The organism is Streptomyces sp. NBC_00104 (assembly GCF_045160825.1).
Classification (GTDB): domain Bacteria; phylum Actinomycetota; class Actinomycetes; order Streptomycetales; family Streptomycetaceae; genus Streptomyces.
This window is the reverse complement of record NZ_CP108215.1, coordinates 9,352,002-9,365,828: the sequence shown is the minus strand read 5'-3', so window position 1 is coordinate 9,365,828 and position 13,827 is coordinate 9,352,002. Positions and strand designations below refer to the sequence as shown.

10 protein-coding genes and 1 pseudogene are annotated in these 13,827 nt (G+C 72.4%); 2 read left to right on the top strand and 9 right to left on the bottom strand.

Annotated elements, in window-relative coordinates:
- The first annotated feature begins 3 nt into the window (after positions 1 to 3).
- Complete coding sequence (locus tag OG272_RS40965) at positions 4 to 3,150, top strand: tetratricopeptide repeat protein (RefSeq protein ID WP_327726864.1); 3,147 nt, start codon at positions 4 to 6, stop codon at positions 3,148 to 3,150.
- Between the two features lie 280 nt (positions 3,151 to 3,430).
- Here OG272_RS40965 and OG272_RS40960 read toward each other — a convergent pair whose 3' ends face one another.
- From OG272_RS40960 to ribA, 4 genes are all read right to left on the bottom strand, one after another.
- Positions 3,431 to 4,585 carry a saccharopine dehydrogenase family protein gene (locus tag OG272_RS40960; RefSeq protein WP_328505644.1) on the bottom strand — a complete coding sequence of 385 codons (1,155 nt, stop codon included), beginning with the start codon at positions 4,583 to 4,585 and terminating at the stop codon, positions 3,431 to 3,433.
- Between the two features lie 7 nt (positions 4,586 to 4,592).
- Positions 4,593 to 5,633 carry a saccharopine dehydrogenase gene (locus OG272_RS40955; protein ID WP_405895728.1) on the bottom strand — a complete coding sequence of 347 codons (1,041 nt, stop codon included), beginning with the start codon at positions 5,631 to 5,633 and terminating at the stop codon, positions 4,593 to 4,595.
- The gene (locus OG272_RS40950; RefSeq protein WP_326574675.1) at positions 5,630 to 6,775 is read right to left on the bottom strand and encodes an FAD-binding oxidoreductase; all 1,146 of its coding nucleotides are present in this window, start codon (positions 6,773 to 6,775) and stop codon (positions 5,630 to 5,632) included. The genes OG272_RS40955 and OG272_RS40950 overlap by 4 nt, the downstream gene beginning before the upstream one ends.
- Before the next feature lie 162 nt (positions 6,776 to 6,937).
- A complete protein-coding gene (ribA, locus tag OG272_RS40945) occupies positions 6,938 to 7,597 on the bottom strand; it encodes a GTP cyclohydrolase II (protein WP_326574676.1) in 660 nt (219 codons plus the stop codon).
- Positions 7,598 to 7,675: 78 nt separating this feature from the next.
- On the opposite strand from ribA, the gene OG272_RS40940 reads away from it, so the two are divergent.
- Positions 7,676 to 8,464 (top strand): creatininase family protein, encoded by a 789-nt coding sequence (locus tag OG272_RS40940; protein ID WP_405895727.1) that lies wholly within the window; start codon positions 7,676 to 7,678, stop codon positions 8,462 to 8,464.
- Positions 8,465 to 8,577: 113 nt separating this feature from the next.
- Here the strand turns inward: OG272_RS40940 and OG272_RS40935 are convergent.
- From OG272_RS40935 to OG272_RS40915, 5 genes and pseudogenes are all read right to left on the bottom strand, one after another.
- A pseudogene (locus OG272_RS40935) lies at positions 8,578 to 9,756 on the bottom strand (lysylphosphatidylglycerol synthase domain-containing protein); the annotation flags it as partial.
- 248 nt (positions 9,757 to 10,004) lie between these two features.
- Complete coding sequence (locus OG272_RS40930; protein WP_326574678.1) at positions 10,005 to 11,027, bottom strand: methyltransferase domain-containing protein; 1,023 nt, start codon at positions 11,025 to 11,027, stop codon at positions 10,005 to 10,007.
- Positions 11,024 to 12,265 carry a glycosyltransferase family 4 protein gene (locus OG272_RS40925; RefSeq protein WP_326574679.1) on the bottom strand — a complete coding sequence of 414 codons (1,242 nt, stop codon included), beginning with the start codon at positions 12,263 to 12,265 and terminating at the stop codon, positions 11,024 to 11,026. Before OG272_RS40925 ends, OG272_RS40930 begins: the two co-directional genes overlap by 4 nt.
- Positions 12,262 to 12,660 (bottom strand): 6-carboxytetrahydropterin synthase, encoded by a 399-nt coding sequence (locus tag OG272_RS40920; protein ID WP_326574680.1) that lies wholly within the window; start codon positions 12,658 to 12,660, stop codon positions 12,262 to 12,264. The genes OG272_RS40925 and OG272_RS40920 overlap by 4 nt, the downstream gene beginning before the upstream one ends.
- A 167-nt stretch (positions 12,661 to 12,827) precedes the next feature.
- Positions 12,828 to 13,808: a zinc-binding alcohol dehydrogenase gene (locus OG272_RS40915; protein WP_405895726.1), complete on the bottom strand. Its 981-nt coding sequence runs from the start codon at positions 13,806 to 13,808 to the stop codon at positions 12,828 to 12,830.
- Positions 13,809 to 13,827 lie beyond the last annotated feature (19 nt).

Sequence of the window (13,827 nt, the reverse complement as noted above, 5' to 3'; positions counted from 1 at the left end):
CTGGTGGAGATCCATGTTCTCGGCCCCGTCGGCCTCGGTTTCCCGGAGCGCCGGCTCGGTCTCGGTTCCGTCAAGGAGCAGTTGCTCATGGCTGCCCTGGCCCTCGACGTGGGCCGCCCCGTACCCCTGGACACCCTCGTCGACCGGCTCTGGGACGACCCTCCGGCACGCGCTCGGGAGAACGTCCACACCTATGTGTCCCGCGTCCGCCGGGCGATCCGGACCGCGGCACCGGGTTCGACGACCCCGGCCATCACCCATCGCACCCACACGTACACCCTGGTCGCCGACCCCGAGACCGTGGACTGGCACCGCTTCCTCCGGCTCGCCGACCGGGCCGGAACGCTGGCGGCCGAGGGCGACGACACACGGGCGGCGACGCTGTTCCAGGAAGCCGAAGGCCTCTGGGAGGAGCCGCTGGCCGGCCTGCCCGGCCTGTGGGCACGGCGGGTCCGGAGCACCCTCGCGGAGCGGAGACGCGGTGTCATCACCGCGCGGACCGCCGTGGAGCTCCGCCTCGGCCGGTTCGCCGAAGTGGCGGGCGAGTTGGCACCCCTGGTCGACGAGTACCGCGGCGACGAGACCCTCGCAGGCCGGCTCATGATCGCGTACTACGGCGGAGGACGGCACGCGGAGGCGCTGCACGTCCATCAGAGCGTCCGCAGGATTCTGAGATCCGAGTTCGGCACCGATCCCGGTGAGGAACTGGCCCGTATCCACCGGCACATCCTCGCCAGGGCCCCCCTCCACGAACTCACCCGAAGACCCGCGGACGACCGGGTCCCGCCCCCTGACGCACCGTCCCGACCGCGCCCGGTGCCCGACCATCTCCCCCGACAGGCTCCTCTCGTCGGCCGCCGTACCGAGATCGACCGGATTCGCTCCGCCATCGAGACGGCCTCGCGCGACGGCGCGATCGTCACGCTGGAGTCCATCTCGGGGATGGCCGGGATCGGCAAGTCCGCGCTGGCGATTCGCGCCGCCCACGAGTTCGGCGATCGCTTCCCCGAGGGCTCGATCTACCTCAACCTGCGCGCCCACGCCCAGGGCCAGGAGCCCCTCGCCCCGGCGGCGGCACTCGCGACCCTCCTGCGCTATCTGGGAGTACCGCCGCAGGACATACCCTCCGACGTGGAGGAACGGGCGGCGCTGTGGCGTCAGGCCCTCGGCCACCGGAGGGCACTGATCGTCCTCGACGACGCCGCGGGTCCCGAACAGGTGCGGCCGCTCCTGCCCGGCACGACGGAGTGCTTCGTCCTCATCACGAGCCGCCGCCGGCTGGTCGGCCTGCCGCGCGGACGCTCTCTGGCACTGGACGTGCTGCCGACGGCGGACGCGGTGGCGCTCTTCCGCGCGTTCGCGGGGCTGGAAGAGGTCCGCGGTCCCGAGGACCCGGGCGGGCGGCCGGACGACACGGCGGAGATCGAGCGGATCGTGGGTCTGTGCGGTCATCTGCCCCTCGCGATCGAGATCGCGGCCAACCGGCTGAGCGCGCACCCGTCCTGGGACCTCACCGTGCTGCGTGAACTGCTCTCCCGACCCACCGACCGCCTCGCGCAGATCCGCGACGGCTATTCGGAGATCGCCCGCGCCTTCGAGGTCTCCTACCAGACCCTTTCCTCCGACGAGCAGTCCGCCTTCCGCCTGCTGAGCCTCCATCCGGGCCCCGAGTTCGGCTCCTGCGCGGCCGCCGCCCTCCTGGGCCGCCCCCTCGACGAGACGGAACGTCTCCTGGAGTCACTCCTGCAGAGCCACGTGCTCCAGGAGCCGGTCCCCAACCGCTTCCGCTTCCACGACCTGTTGGGCGAGTACGCCCATCTGCTCTGCACCGCCCAGGACCCCGAGGAACACCGCGGGGCGGCACGATCCCGGCTGGCGGACCACTACCTCCGTACGGCGGACCACTGCGACCGGGTGCTGTATCCGCGCCGGATACGCCTGGCCGTGCCCGACGCGGACATCGCGTCCCCGGCCGCACCGGCCACCACCGCGGTAGCGGTCCCCGAGGCCTCCACCGTCGGCGAAGCCCTGTCCTGGTTCACCACCGAGCGACAGAACCTGCTGAGCGCCGAACACCTGCTGCGGCAGCACGGATCGGGGGATCGCGCCGCCCTGCTGAGCCATGTGCTGGCGGGCTTCCTCGACGGCGAGTGCTACTGGACGGATTCGGTGCGGCTGCACGAGGCCGCCACCGAGTACTGGCGCGCGGTCGGACGCGAGGACGCGTTGTGCCGGGCCCTGCTGGATCTGAGCACGGCGTACACGGCGACCGGGCGGTTCGCGGAAACGGACCGGACCGCCCGGGAGGCACTGGAGCGCGCGCGGGCCATCGGCGACCGGGACGTCCAGGCCGAAGCGCTGCGGGAACTGGGCATACTGCACTGGCACCTGGGCCTGAACCAGCAGGCCCTGGCCTTGCAGAAGGAGTGCCTGACGCTCTGTGCCGCGACGGGTGACCGGTGGTCCGAGGCCCGTTGCCAGAACAACATCGCCATCTGTCTGCTGTACCTGGGTGAGCACGAGGACGCGCTCTCCTGGTTCCGGGGCGCGATCGCGGGGTTCGAGGCCACGGACGACCAGCGCATGCTCGCGAAGACGCTCAACAACCTCGGCCATCTGTATCTCCGGACCGGAGACCCGGAAGGCGCCCGGCGGACCTCCGAGCACTCCTTGCGCCTCGCGGAGCGCACGGGGAGCCCGTCCGACAGAGCGATCCTGCACATCAACATCGCCGAGATCCACCTGGCCACCGGCGACGCCGCGGCCGCGGTCCCGCTGTGCCGGGCGGCGCTTCCGGTCTTCCGACGGATGGGCGCCCGCAAGAACGAGGCGATCGCCCTCACCCGACTGGGGCGCGCCTACCAGGACCTGTCCGACACCGACCGGGCCGAGGACCTCATCCGGCGCGCGCTCTCCCTGGCCAGGAGCATCGGTGCGGCCCTGGAGGAGGTCCAGGCCCAGCTCGCCCTCGGCGACTGCGAGCTCGCACGCGGGCGGCCGACGGCCGCGGAACACCACTTCGGGGAAGCGCTGGAGGCGGCCCGGCGCATCCATGCCGATGAGGAAGAGGCACGGGCCGGGGCCGGACTGGAACGTATCCGCTCACAAGTGATCGAGTTTGATAGGTTGCGTAAGTTACTGCGGTCATGATCGACAACTTCGCGATCTTGGATGCGCGCACAGGCGGAGCTCGCTAGGCTTCCCATGCTGCGAACAGCCATTCCAGCAGGGAACAAGTGAGCTAATCCTGTCCGAGAGGTATCCGTTGAGAAAGATCCCCAAGGCGCCACGCGCCACGCCGCGAAGGTTTGCGATGATCGCAATAGCAACTCTTACGTGCATCCCGACGATCATCCTGATGTACGGCGACTACGTGGCGGCAGCCGCCTGACCCACCCCTGGGGGCGGCCCTCGAACCGCCCCCACCCCCTCACTCCCCGACGCGCAGCGAAAAGTCGATCCCCGCGCGCTCCAGCTCCCCCAGCCACGCCTGTGACCGCTCGCCCGTCTCCGCCGCCCGACTCAGCCCCGTCGGCAGTGAGCCGTCCAGGATGTGCCCCACCCCGAGGGCGAGGGGGCGCGACACCAGGCGGGCCATCGCGCTCTCCCTCTCCGTGCCGACGGTGTCGAGAAGGTAGCGGCCGGACCACGCCTCGCCCGAACCGGCATGCACGTCGAGGGAGACCGCGAGGACGACGCGGTCGCGGTCCGCATCGGTCGTGGGGTAGCGGGCCGCCAGTTCACGGGCCAGCGCGGCGATGCGCTGGTCGTCGTCGCCTGCCAGCTCCGCGAAGACCGGCGCCCAGGCCGTCAGCCAGCCGTCCAGGCGGAGCGTGCCACGGACGAAGGTCTGCGGTTTCCAGGCCGGTGGGAGGCCGTACTGGGCGACGAAGGGGACGCTGTCACGGTTGGGGTAGACCTCGAAGCTCTCGCCGTCGACGGCGTGGGGGCGGGTGGCCGTCCACGGGCGGTCGGCCGTCGTCTCGGCGCCGTCCTCGATGTAACGGGCGGGTGAGCGCAGAGCGTTGAGCACGCCGGCCGGTGCCCAGCTGAAGCGGTACCGGAAGTCGTTGGGCACGGCCGGGACACCGCCGCAGTACGAGGTGAGGGTGTACGAGGCGGCCGTCTCCGGTCCGATCGCCTCGGTCGCCCGGGCGATCAGGCTGTGCGCGAAGAGGTGGTCGATGCCCGGGTCCAGGCCCGCCTCGGTGAGGACGGTGAGCCCCGCCGCCCCGGCCGCCGGCACCAACTCCAGGACCGCGTCCGAGACATAGCTGGAGCAGGCGAAGTGGGCCCGCGCCCCGACGCACGCGTCGAGCAGCGGGGCGTGGTCCGGGGCCGGGAGCATCGACACCACGATGTCCCCGGGGGCCAGCTCGGCCACGAGCGCCGGCAGGGTGAAGGCGCGGGGCTCCGCGCGGCCCGCCAGGCCCAGCGCGGCCAGGGCCCCTTCGGCGCGCTCCTCGGTACGGTGCCACAGCCGCACCCGGGCGGCGGTGTCGCACAGCGCCGCCAGGCCGCTGCCCGTGGACAGGCCGGCACCGACCCAGTGGACGGTGCCGCTCGCGGGAACCACCTCGGTCATCGGGCAACTACCTCTCTGTGAGCCCCAGTTCGAGGCTCACCTGACGGAACCGGTCCAGGCAGCGGCCCCATGCGCCGCCGGTCTCGAAGTCCAGCAGCTGCGGCAGCAGCGCGGCCGAGAAGTCGGTGCTCGCCTCCCGGGGCAGCAGGGAGGGCAGGTTGTCGATGGCGATGAGATCGAGCGGAGGGTGCTCGCGCAGCCGCCGTACGGGGTGGTCCCATTCCGTGGTCGTGTCGTAGACGGGCAGGACGTTCAGGGGAGAGCCGACGTCGACGGTGACGTCGGAGAGGGTCCTGAGCCGGCGGTCCGGTCCGTCGAGGTCCTTGTCCGTCAGGAAGGGCGGGACCGGGCTGGTCGTCAGGACCGTGTTGACCATCAACTCGTGGGCCAGCAGGGCCGGTCGGTCCAGGTCGCGGGTCTCGGCCAGGTCCCAGCAGGTCGGCTCGACGCCCGCCTCGCCGAGCGCCACCCGCGCACCCCGGCCGCTGCGGCCCAGGGCGCCGATGACCAGCGCGCTCACGTCACCGGTGGACGCGCGGAGTTCGGCCTCCATCGCCTCCTTGGAGGTGGGCTGGAGCGGGGCCCGCAGGACACCCCGGTGGTGGAGCACTGCGAGGGCCGCGCCCAGATAGCCGGCCCAGAAGCCGAAGGCGGCGAGTCTGCGGCCCCGGTCGTCGGCCAGGTACTCCAGGTCGAGCAGCGCACCACCCCCGGCCGCGAACCTGCGCAGCAGCGTCTCGGCGCCCGGCTGCCCCTTGTAGGCGTGCCCGAAGAAAATATGACGGTGAGTCAGTTCGGCGGGAGCGTCCGGGAGTTCCTTGAGCCCCACGATCACCGCCCGCGCCGACGCCGACACCCACGAGCCGGGGTCGGCGACCTGGCAGCCGGCCTCCTCGTACACCTCCAGGGGGAAGATCCGCTGGGGGGAGTCCTCGACGGTGATCCGCACTCCGCTCTCCACGAGCCGCCGGGCGTCGGACGGCACGATCGGGGTGCGGCGTTCGGTGGTGCGGGTCTCGTGGCGGAGCCACAGGTGGAGATCGGTCATACGAGATTGGCCTCCGGGCGCAGGGAGTCGGCCGTGAACCGGTCGACGCTCAGCGGGCTGATGTCGACGAAGGGTACGCGCCCGAGATACAGGTCGCGGACCACCTCGCCGACCGCCGGGCCCTGCAGGAACCCGTGGCCGGAGAACCCCGTCGCGTAGAGGAAGCGGGAGCACGAACCGGCCTCGCCGATCAGGGCGTTGTGGTCCGGCGTGATCTCGTACAGCCCCGCCCAGCCGCCCGTCCGGCGCAGGTCGAGCAGGCCGGGCGCGCGGCGCTCCATGGCCTCGTACAGGCGCGGGATCCAGCGGTCGTGGGTGTCGGTGGCGAAGCCGGGCCGTTCGTCGGGGTCGGACATGCCGACGAGCAGGCCGGGGCCCTCGGTGTGGAAGTAGAGGCTGCTGGTGAAGTCGATCGTCATCGGGAGGTTCGGCGGGAGGCCGGGGACCGGTTCCGTGACGGCGATCTGGCGGCGCAGGGGTTCCACCGGGAGGTCCACGCCGATCATGGCGCCGACCGAACGGGACCAGGCGCCGGCCGCGCACACGACCGTGTCGGTGACGATGCGGCCCTTGCTCGTGACCACCGCCGTGATCGTGTCCCGCCAGGTCTCGATGCCCAGGGCCTCGCAGTTGCGCAGCACGGTCGCGCCGTGGCGGCGGGCCCCGGCGGCGTAGCCGTGGACCACGGACTCGGGGGTGCAGTGCCCGTCGTCGGGCGAGAACGCGGCGGCGAGCAGGCCCTCGGTGGAGATCAGCGGGGAGAGCCGCCGGGCCTCGGCGGGGTCGAGCATCCGGCTGGGCACACCCAGGTCGTTCTGGAGCTGTACGCCGGCCTCGAACTGGGCGACCTCGTCGGGGGTCGTCAGGAGGAAGAGGTAGCCGACCCGGTGGAGTCCGATGTCGTGGCCCAGCTCCTGTCCGAAGCGACCGAACGCCTCCAGGCTGCGGGCCCCGAGCTGGATGTTGAGTTCGTCGGAGAACTGCGCGCGGACCCCGCCGGCGGCCCTCGCGGTCGATCCGGAGGCCAGTTCGTCGCGTTCGACGAGGACGACGTCGTCCACCCCGGCGGCGGCCAGGTGGTAGGCGATGCTCGTCCCGATGACGCCTCCGCCGATGACGACGACCCGTGCGCTGCGGATCACGAACGCTCCCTTCGTCCGACCGTGGTCGGATGGCCCGACCGAGTCAGGTCTTCCACCACAGGCGAACGTTCATGCGGAGCGCGTCCCAAGACGGACGCCCGGCGGGCGCGACGGCCGGTGTCGGAGTCGCCTCCGAGGCGGCCGCCGCGCGAACCCCGGCGCTCAGGACGAGCGGACCACCGCGTCCAGGTGCGGCAGGTAGTGGTCGAGCCGCTCGCGCTTGGTGCGCAGGTAGGTGATGTTGTCCTCGCACGGCGTGATGAGCAGGGGCACCTGCTCGGAGACCTCGATGCCGTGGCGCAGCAGCGCCTCCCGCTTGCGCGGGTTGTTCGACATCAGCCGGACCGACCGCACGCCGAGGTCGTGCAGCATCTCGGCCGCCACCCGGTAGTCGCGGGCGTCCACCGGCAGACCGAGGGCGAGGTTGGCCTCGACGGTGTCCAGCCCCTCGGCCTGGAGCTTCATCGCCTGGAGCTTGGCGAGCAGGCCGATGCCGCGCCCCTCGTGGCCGCGCAGATAGACGAGAACCCCTCGGCCCTCGGCGACTATGGCCCTGAGCGCGCTGTCGAGCTGCTCGCCGCATTCGCAGTGCTGGGAACCGAACGCGTCACCGGTCAGGCACTCCGAGTGCAGCCGGATGAGAATTCCCTCACCGCCGCTGATGTCGCCGTACACCAAAGCCACTTGTTCCTCGCCGCGATCCTGGTCGAGATAACCTACGGCCTCGAAGTCACCGTAGGTCGTGGGCAGGGGGGCGTTCACCACACGTACGGCGCCGGAGGACTGGGCATTCGTGCCGAGTACACCAACATTTTCTGTCATGATCTGGTTCCTATCTGGTAAGCCCTGGCGTCATGCGAAAATGACGGAGCATCAGCAGAGACGAAAGGCCGTGAAAAGATGAGCAGTTCGAGTCTTGTTCCGACGGACACCACCTCGGACGTCCGCGCGCGGGGGGCGGAGGGCGGCCGACAGGTCGCGGTGCTTCCCGTCGGCAGTTACGAGCAGCACGGCCCGTATCTGCCGCTGGCCACCGACACGCTCGTCGCGTGTGCCATAGCCCGGGAGATAGCCGCCGCGTACCCCGTGCACCTCCTGCCGCCCGTGACCATCGCCTGCTCGCACGAGCACGCGGCCTGGCCGGGCACGGTCAGCATTTCCGCGACGACCCTGCACGCGATGGTCCGCGACATCGCCGCGTCCCTGCGCCGGTCGGGCGTCGAGGCACTGGTGGTGGTGAACGGTCACGGCGGGAATTATGTTCTGGGCAATGTCGTCCAGGAATCCACCGCGGAGGGACATCGAATGGCTCTTTTCCCGGCGATGGAGGACTGGGACGCCGCGCGCGAACGGGCGGGCGTACAGACCTCGTTGCTCAGTGATATGCATGCGGGAGAAATAGAGACCTCCATACTTCTGCATTGCCATCCCGAATTGGTCCGGCCCGGTCACGAGACCACCGATTTCCTTGCCGACGACCGCCGTCATCTCCTCTCCCTCGGTATGTCGGCCTACACCGATTCCGGTGTCATCGGCCGTCCGTCCCTGGCATCCGCCGCGAAGGGGAAGGAGTTGCTGGCGGGGTTCGTCCATTCCTTCGGGGCGTACTTCTCGTTGGTCACCTCGGACACCTGGGAGACGGGAGCGATTCCGTCGGCGCCCTCTTCCGCGAGCACGTCCGTCGACTGACGGCGGGCCCGCACGGAGCCGTACCAGCGCCCGACGAGCACGAGGGCCCCCGGCAGGGCGGCCGCGAAGCTGAGGACACCGTAGACGACGGCCACGGTCAGCCCTTGGGAGGCGCCCAGGCCGGCCGCGCCGAAGGACCAGGCGGTGACGCCCTCCCGGGGGCCCCAGCCGCCGACGTTGAGCGGCAGGCTCATCGCGATCAGGGCCAGCAGCGCGAGCGGCAGCAGCTCCAGCGGGGTCGCGGTGGACCCGGCGACGCGTGCGGCGAGCAGGAACATCGCCACGTATCCGGCCAGTACCGCCACGGACGAGATCAGGACGGCGAATCCGCTGTCGCGGTTCAGCAGCGCGCCGCGCGCCTCGGTGAGGACGGCGCGGACCCGGCGGCCCCTGCCTCCGCCCACGCCCGGCTTCCGGCCCATCCGGACCGCCGCGCAGATCGCCAGGGCGCCCAGGGCGGCGAGCACCGTCACTCCCGCCGCGTGGCGGGTCTGCTCCAGCACCGGTGACGGCAGCACCAGCAGGACCGTTACGCCCACGGCTGCCAGCACCAACTGACCCGCGGTCCGCTCGATCACCACCGCGCGTACGCCCCGGCCCATGTCACCGGAGCTCTGCCCGTGCCGCACGGCTCGGTGCACGTCGCCGAGGACACCGCCGGGCAGCGCCGCGTTGAGGAACAGCGCGCGGTAGTAGTCCGCGACGGCCGGCCCGAGCGGCAGCCGGAGCCCGAGCGCGCGGGTGACGGCGCACCAGCGCCACGCGCTGAACACCGTGGTCAGCACGCCGATCCCGACCGCCGCCGCCAGCGTTCCCCCGTCGATCCGCCGTATACCGTCCACGAACACGCCGGTTCCCGTCCGCCAGAGGACGACGGCGAGGATGACCGTTCCGGCAAGCGTGCCGAAGTGGGTGCGCAGGACGCGGGTGAACCCGGAACGGGGGCGGGACGCGGCGGGGGTCTCCGGTGAGGTGACGCCCGGCGTCGCGGCGGACACCGCCGGGGCCTCGTGCGGGGCCACGCTCGCGGTCGCACGGGCCGTCGCCTCGCGGGGCACCGCGTCGGCCTCGACGCGGCTCCGGCCGCCGGACCGGGACTTCGCGGACGTCACGTCCGAGCCGCTCCCGGCCGGGACGTTCTCCGCCGGGACGTTCTCCGCCGGGGCCGTGGGGCGGGCGGGCGTGACCGTGTCGGAAGCGGCGTGCGAGCCGACCGCCACCGAGGCCGCACCGCGGGCCGGCGTGGTCGCGTCGGCGGCGCCGTCCGAGCCGGTGGCCTCCGCCGACGGCATACGACGGTCCGCGGTGGCGGAGGCCACTTCGCCACCCGCGTCCGAGGCCGACTCGCGCAGGTCCCCGCCCGGTGCCGCCACGGCGGCCGGCAGTTCCCGCGGGCCCGCGCCGGACGTGATCGCGCGCACCCTCGCCCGGGTCCCGGGCGCGCTCGCCTGCACGCGGGCTCGGACTCCGCGCGGGCGTACCCGTACGCGGTCCCCCGTCGTCGGCGGGTGGGTTTCGACCGTCTCCTCCACCGGCGCCGTCATGAGGCTCCGCCCCTGGGCCGGGGCAGAGCCAGGAGGTCGCTGTGGTGGACGACGACGCGGAGTTCGCCGGCCGCGCATGCCCGGAGACGGTCGCGGAGGTAGGCGTCGGCGCGCTCGGCGAGGTCGGGGCGCTGTTCGCACGCGGCGCCGACCCAGCCGCGCAACCACTCCTCGGTGAGGGCGGTGTGCCGGGCGTCGAGCTGCCAGGGACTCGGGTGGACCCGGACCGTGGCGCCCTGCTGGGCGAAGGCCTCGCAGGCCATGGTGATCGCGTCCGGGCCGAGCAGATCGCTCGCGCGCTGGTGGGCGTTGAACGCCTCGGCCAGTTCGGCGTCCAGGGGGTGGGCGGGGACGAGGTCCACGCGGCCCACGACCGACAGCGTCAGCAGGGCGGGAACACCGGCGCCCGCGCAGGCCGCGGCGAGCGCCTCGATCTCCTCGCGGGTGAGGACGTCGAGCAGCGCGGACGCGGTGACCAGCGACGCACCCGCGAGGTCGTCCGCCGTCAGCCGCCCGATGTCGCCGCGCCGCGTGGTGACCGTGACGGGGCTGCCGTCTGCGGCGGCGCGAGGCGCCCGCGCGGCGGCCAGGCGCAGCAGGTTCGGGTCCTGGTCGTGCAGGACCCACCGCTGGGCACCGTCCAGCCGGGGCGCGAGCCAGCGGCCCATCGAGCCGGTCCCGCAGCCCAGGTCGTGGACGGTCAGCGCGGTGGCTCGACCGGGCAGGTTCGCGAGGCGTATCCGCAGGGGGTCGAGCAGGTCCACCGCCCGCGCGTCGGCGTCGGCGCTCTCGCGCAACTCCAGCCACTGCGGCGCGTACTGATGCCCCTCGGGCTCCGGCGTCCCGCCCCCGCGCCCCGCCATGCTCAGCGCCGCCCCGGGAACGGCCGCGGCCCCGCCGGTGCCGGACGCGCCGGCGGAACCCGTCGGCCCGGCGGCCGCGGACGCACCCGCCGAAGCGGTCGCCCCCTGGGACCGGGGTCCGCCCGCGGCTGTGGTCATATCGGCAGAAGTGGTCATGCGGCCCTCCGAGGTTCGTGCCGCAGCCGGCCCAGGACATGGGCGAGGCTGCGGGCCGTGGTCGCCCACCCGTCCAGCGCGGCCCGGCGCCCGCGCGCGGCCGCCTTCAGCCGGCGCCGTACGTCGGCCTCCCCGAACCAGCCGCGCAGCTCCGCCGCGATGGCCGCGGGGTTCTCCGGCGGTACGAGGATGCCGGGGACGCCACCGTCGGGGGCGCGGCCGACGGCCTCGGGGAGACCGCCGACATCCGTGGCCAGGACGGGGATTCCGCGCGCGAGGGCCTCGGTGACGGCCATGCCGTACGTCTCGGCGTAGGACGTGAGGACCATGAGGTCGGCGGCGGCGTAGCTCGCGTCGAGTTCCGCGCCCGCCTGCGGTCCGGCGAGGTGGAAGCGGTCCTCCAGGCCGAACTTCGCGATCAGCGTGCGGATGTGGTCGACGTACTCGGGCTCCTGGTCGAGGCCGCCCACCAGCACGCAGCTCCAGCGCAGTTCGGTGACGGTCGCGAGGGCCTCGACCAGCCGGTGCTGCCCCTTGCGCGGGGTGACGGCGGCCACGCACAGCAGCCGGGAGACGCCGTCGGTGCCGGAGGCGAGGGGCGCGATGTCGGCGCCGGGGGCGGCGACATGGACCCGCTCGGGGGCGAGCCCGTGGTGGGACACGAGTCTGCGGACCGCCCAGTCGCTGGTCGCGATCACGGCGGACACAGCCCGCAGGGTCGTGCGCTCCTTGGCGTCGAGTTCGGCGGCGAGTTCGGGCTCCAGGCCCGTCTCGTCACCGAGCGGCAGATGCACCAGCACGGCCAGGCAGAGGCGCTCGGCCTCGGGGAGGATGATCTCGGGGACGCCGCAGGCGACCAGGCCGTCGAGCAGGACGACCGTGCCGTCGGGGAATTCGCGCAGCGTACGGGCGAGTTCGGCGCGGGCCGTCTCGGACGGGCTGGGCCAGCTGCCGTCGATGGCGTGCTTGTGCACCTGCCAGCCGAAGCCGGGCAGGTCGAGGCAGATCCGCCGGTCGTAGGCGTTGCCGCCGCTGGGGCGGGCCAGGTCGTCGACGCCGCCCGGCATCACGAAGTGCACGGAACGCAGCGACATGGGGATGATCGCGGCGTTCTTCAGCGCCGCGTTCTGCACGGGCACATAGCCGAGCCTCACTTGCTCTCCCCCGTCTGCCTGGACAGCGCTGCCGTATGCCTGGGCGGTGCCGACGGCCGCCCGGTCGATGGTCACGTCGGTCACAGGGCACGCTCGTAACTCGCCCAGGCGATGTGCGACTCGTGCAGGGTGACCGTGAGTGCCGCGATGCCCTTGGCGTTCTCCCCCAGGGCGCCCTTGTGGATCCGCTCGGCGAGGCGGTCGGCGATCACCTTGGCCAGGAACTCGGTCGAGGTGTTGGTGTGGGCGAAGTCGGGCTCGTTGTCGAGGTTGCGGTAGTTCAACTCGCTCACCACGGCACCGAGCTCCTGCGTGGCCAGCCCGATGTCTACGACGATGTTGTCGTCGTCCAGTTCGGCGCGCCGGAAGGTGGCGTCCACGAGGAAGGTGGCGCCGTGAAGGCGCTGCGCGGGTCCGAAGACCTCCCCGCGGAAGCTGTGGGCGATCATGATGTGATCGCGGACGGTGATGCTGAACAACGGACGACCCTCCAGTGCGGTGCGTCTGCCCCCGGGCCGGGGCATGCCGTGTAGTACGGCTGCTCCCTACCCGTTGTTCAGCCGAGTTTTCCGGTTTCTTCGGAGGTCAGCGTTCCGTTCGGGCAGTTCAGGGGCGGGTGGGGCGACCGGAACGCTCGACCTCTGGCTCACTCGGCGTCGTAGCGCACCCGGTGGCACATCCCCGGCAGCTCTCCGCCGGCGAGCTTCGGCATGATGTCCGGGAGTTCCTCGAAGGCGGACTCTCCGGTGACGAGCGCGTCGAAGCGGGCGTCGGCGAGGAGTTCCAGGGCGAGCGCCAACCGGTCCGCGTACGTACGTCCGACGCGTCCGGCCGGGGAGACGGTTCCGACCTGGCTGCTGCGGATGGTGAGCCGGCGTGAGTGGAAGGCCTCGCCGAGCGGCAGGGCGACCCGGCGGTCGCCGTACCAGCTCAGCTCGATGACCGTGCCCTCGGCGGCGAGGAGTTCGAGGGAGCGTACGAGTCCCTGCTCGCTGGCGCTGGCGTGCACGACGAGGTCGCACTCCCCCAGCGCCTCCTCGGGCAGCGCGAAGTCGACGCCGAGCGCGCGGGCGATGTCGGCGCGCGCCGGGTCGGCGTCGACGAGCTGGACCCGCACGCCGGGGTAGCGGGCGAGCAGCGCGGCGACCGAGCAGCCGACCATGCCGCCGCCGACGACGGCGATCCGGTCCCCGACGAGCGGAGCCGCGTCCCACAGGGCGTTGACGGCGGTCTCGACGGTCCCGGCCAGAACGGCCCGCGCCGCCGGCACGGACTCGGGCACGACGGTGACGGCGCTCACGGGAACGACGTAGCGGCTCTGGTGCGGATACAGGCAGAAGACGGTCCTGCCGACCAGTGCGTCCGGCCCCTCTTCCACCCGCCCCACGCTGAGATAGCCGTACTTCACGGGAGCGGGGAAATCACCCTCCTGGAAGGGCGCGCGCATGGTCGCGTGCTGGTTCTCGGGCACGTGGCCGCGGAACACGAGCGTCTCGGTGCCCCGGCTGACTCCTGAGTACAGCGCGCGGACGAGCACCTCGTCCTCGGCGGGTGCGGCGAGGGTCTCCGCACGGATCTCGCCCTGCCCCGGGGCGCGTAGCCAGAAGGCCTTGGCTGTCGGTTTCATGTGCGTCTCCGTGAACGGT

Excerpts from the sequence above, each read along its gene's own strand:
- OG272_RS40940 (WP_405895727.1), top strand. The coding sequence starts at position 7,676 with ATGAGCAGTTCGAGTCTTGTTCCGACGGACACCACCTCGGACGTCCGC.
- OG272_RS40915 (WP_405895726.1), bottom strand. The coding sequence starts at position 13,808 with ATGAAACCGACAGCCAAGGCCTTCTGGCTACGCGCCCCGGGGCAGGGC.
- OG272_RS40960 (WP_328505644.1), bottom strand. The coding sequence starts at position 4,585 with ATGACCGAGGTGGTTCCCGCGAGCGGCACCGTCCACTGGGTCGGTGCC.
- OG272_RS40930 (WP_326574678.1), bottom strand. The coding sequence starts at position 11,027 with ATGACCACTTCTGCCGATATGACCACAGCCGCGGGCGGACCCCGGTCC.
- OG272_RS40955 (WP_405895728.1), bottom strand. The coding sequence starts at position 5,633 with ATGACCGATCTCCACCTGTGGCTCCGCCACGAGACCCGCACCACCGAA.
- ribA (WP_326574676.1), bottom strand. The coding sequence starts at position 7,597 with ATGACAGAAAATGTTGGTGTACTCGGCACGAATGCCCAGTCCTCCGGC.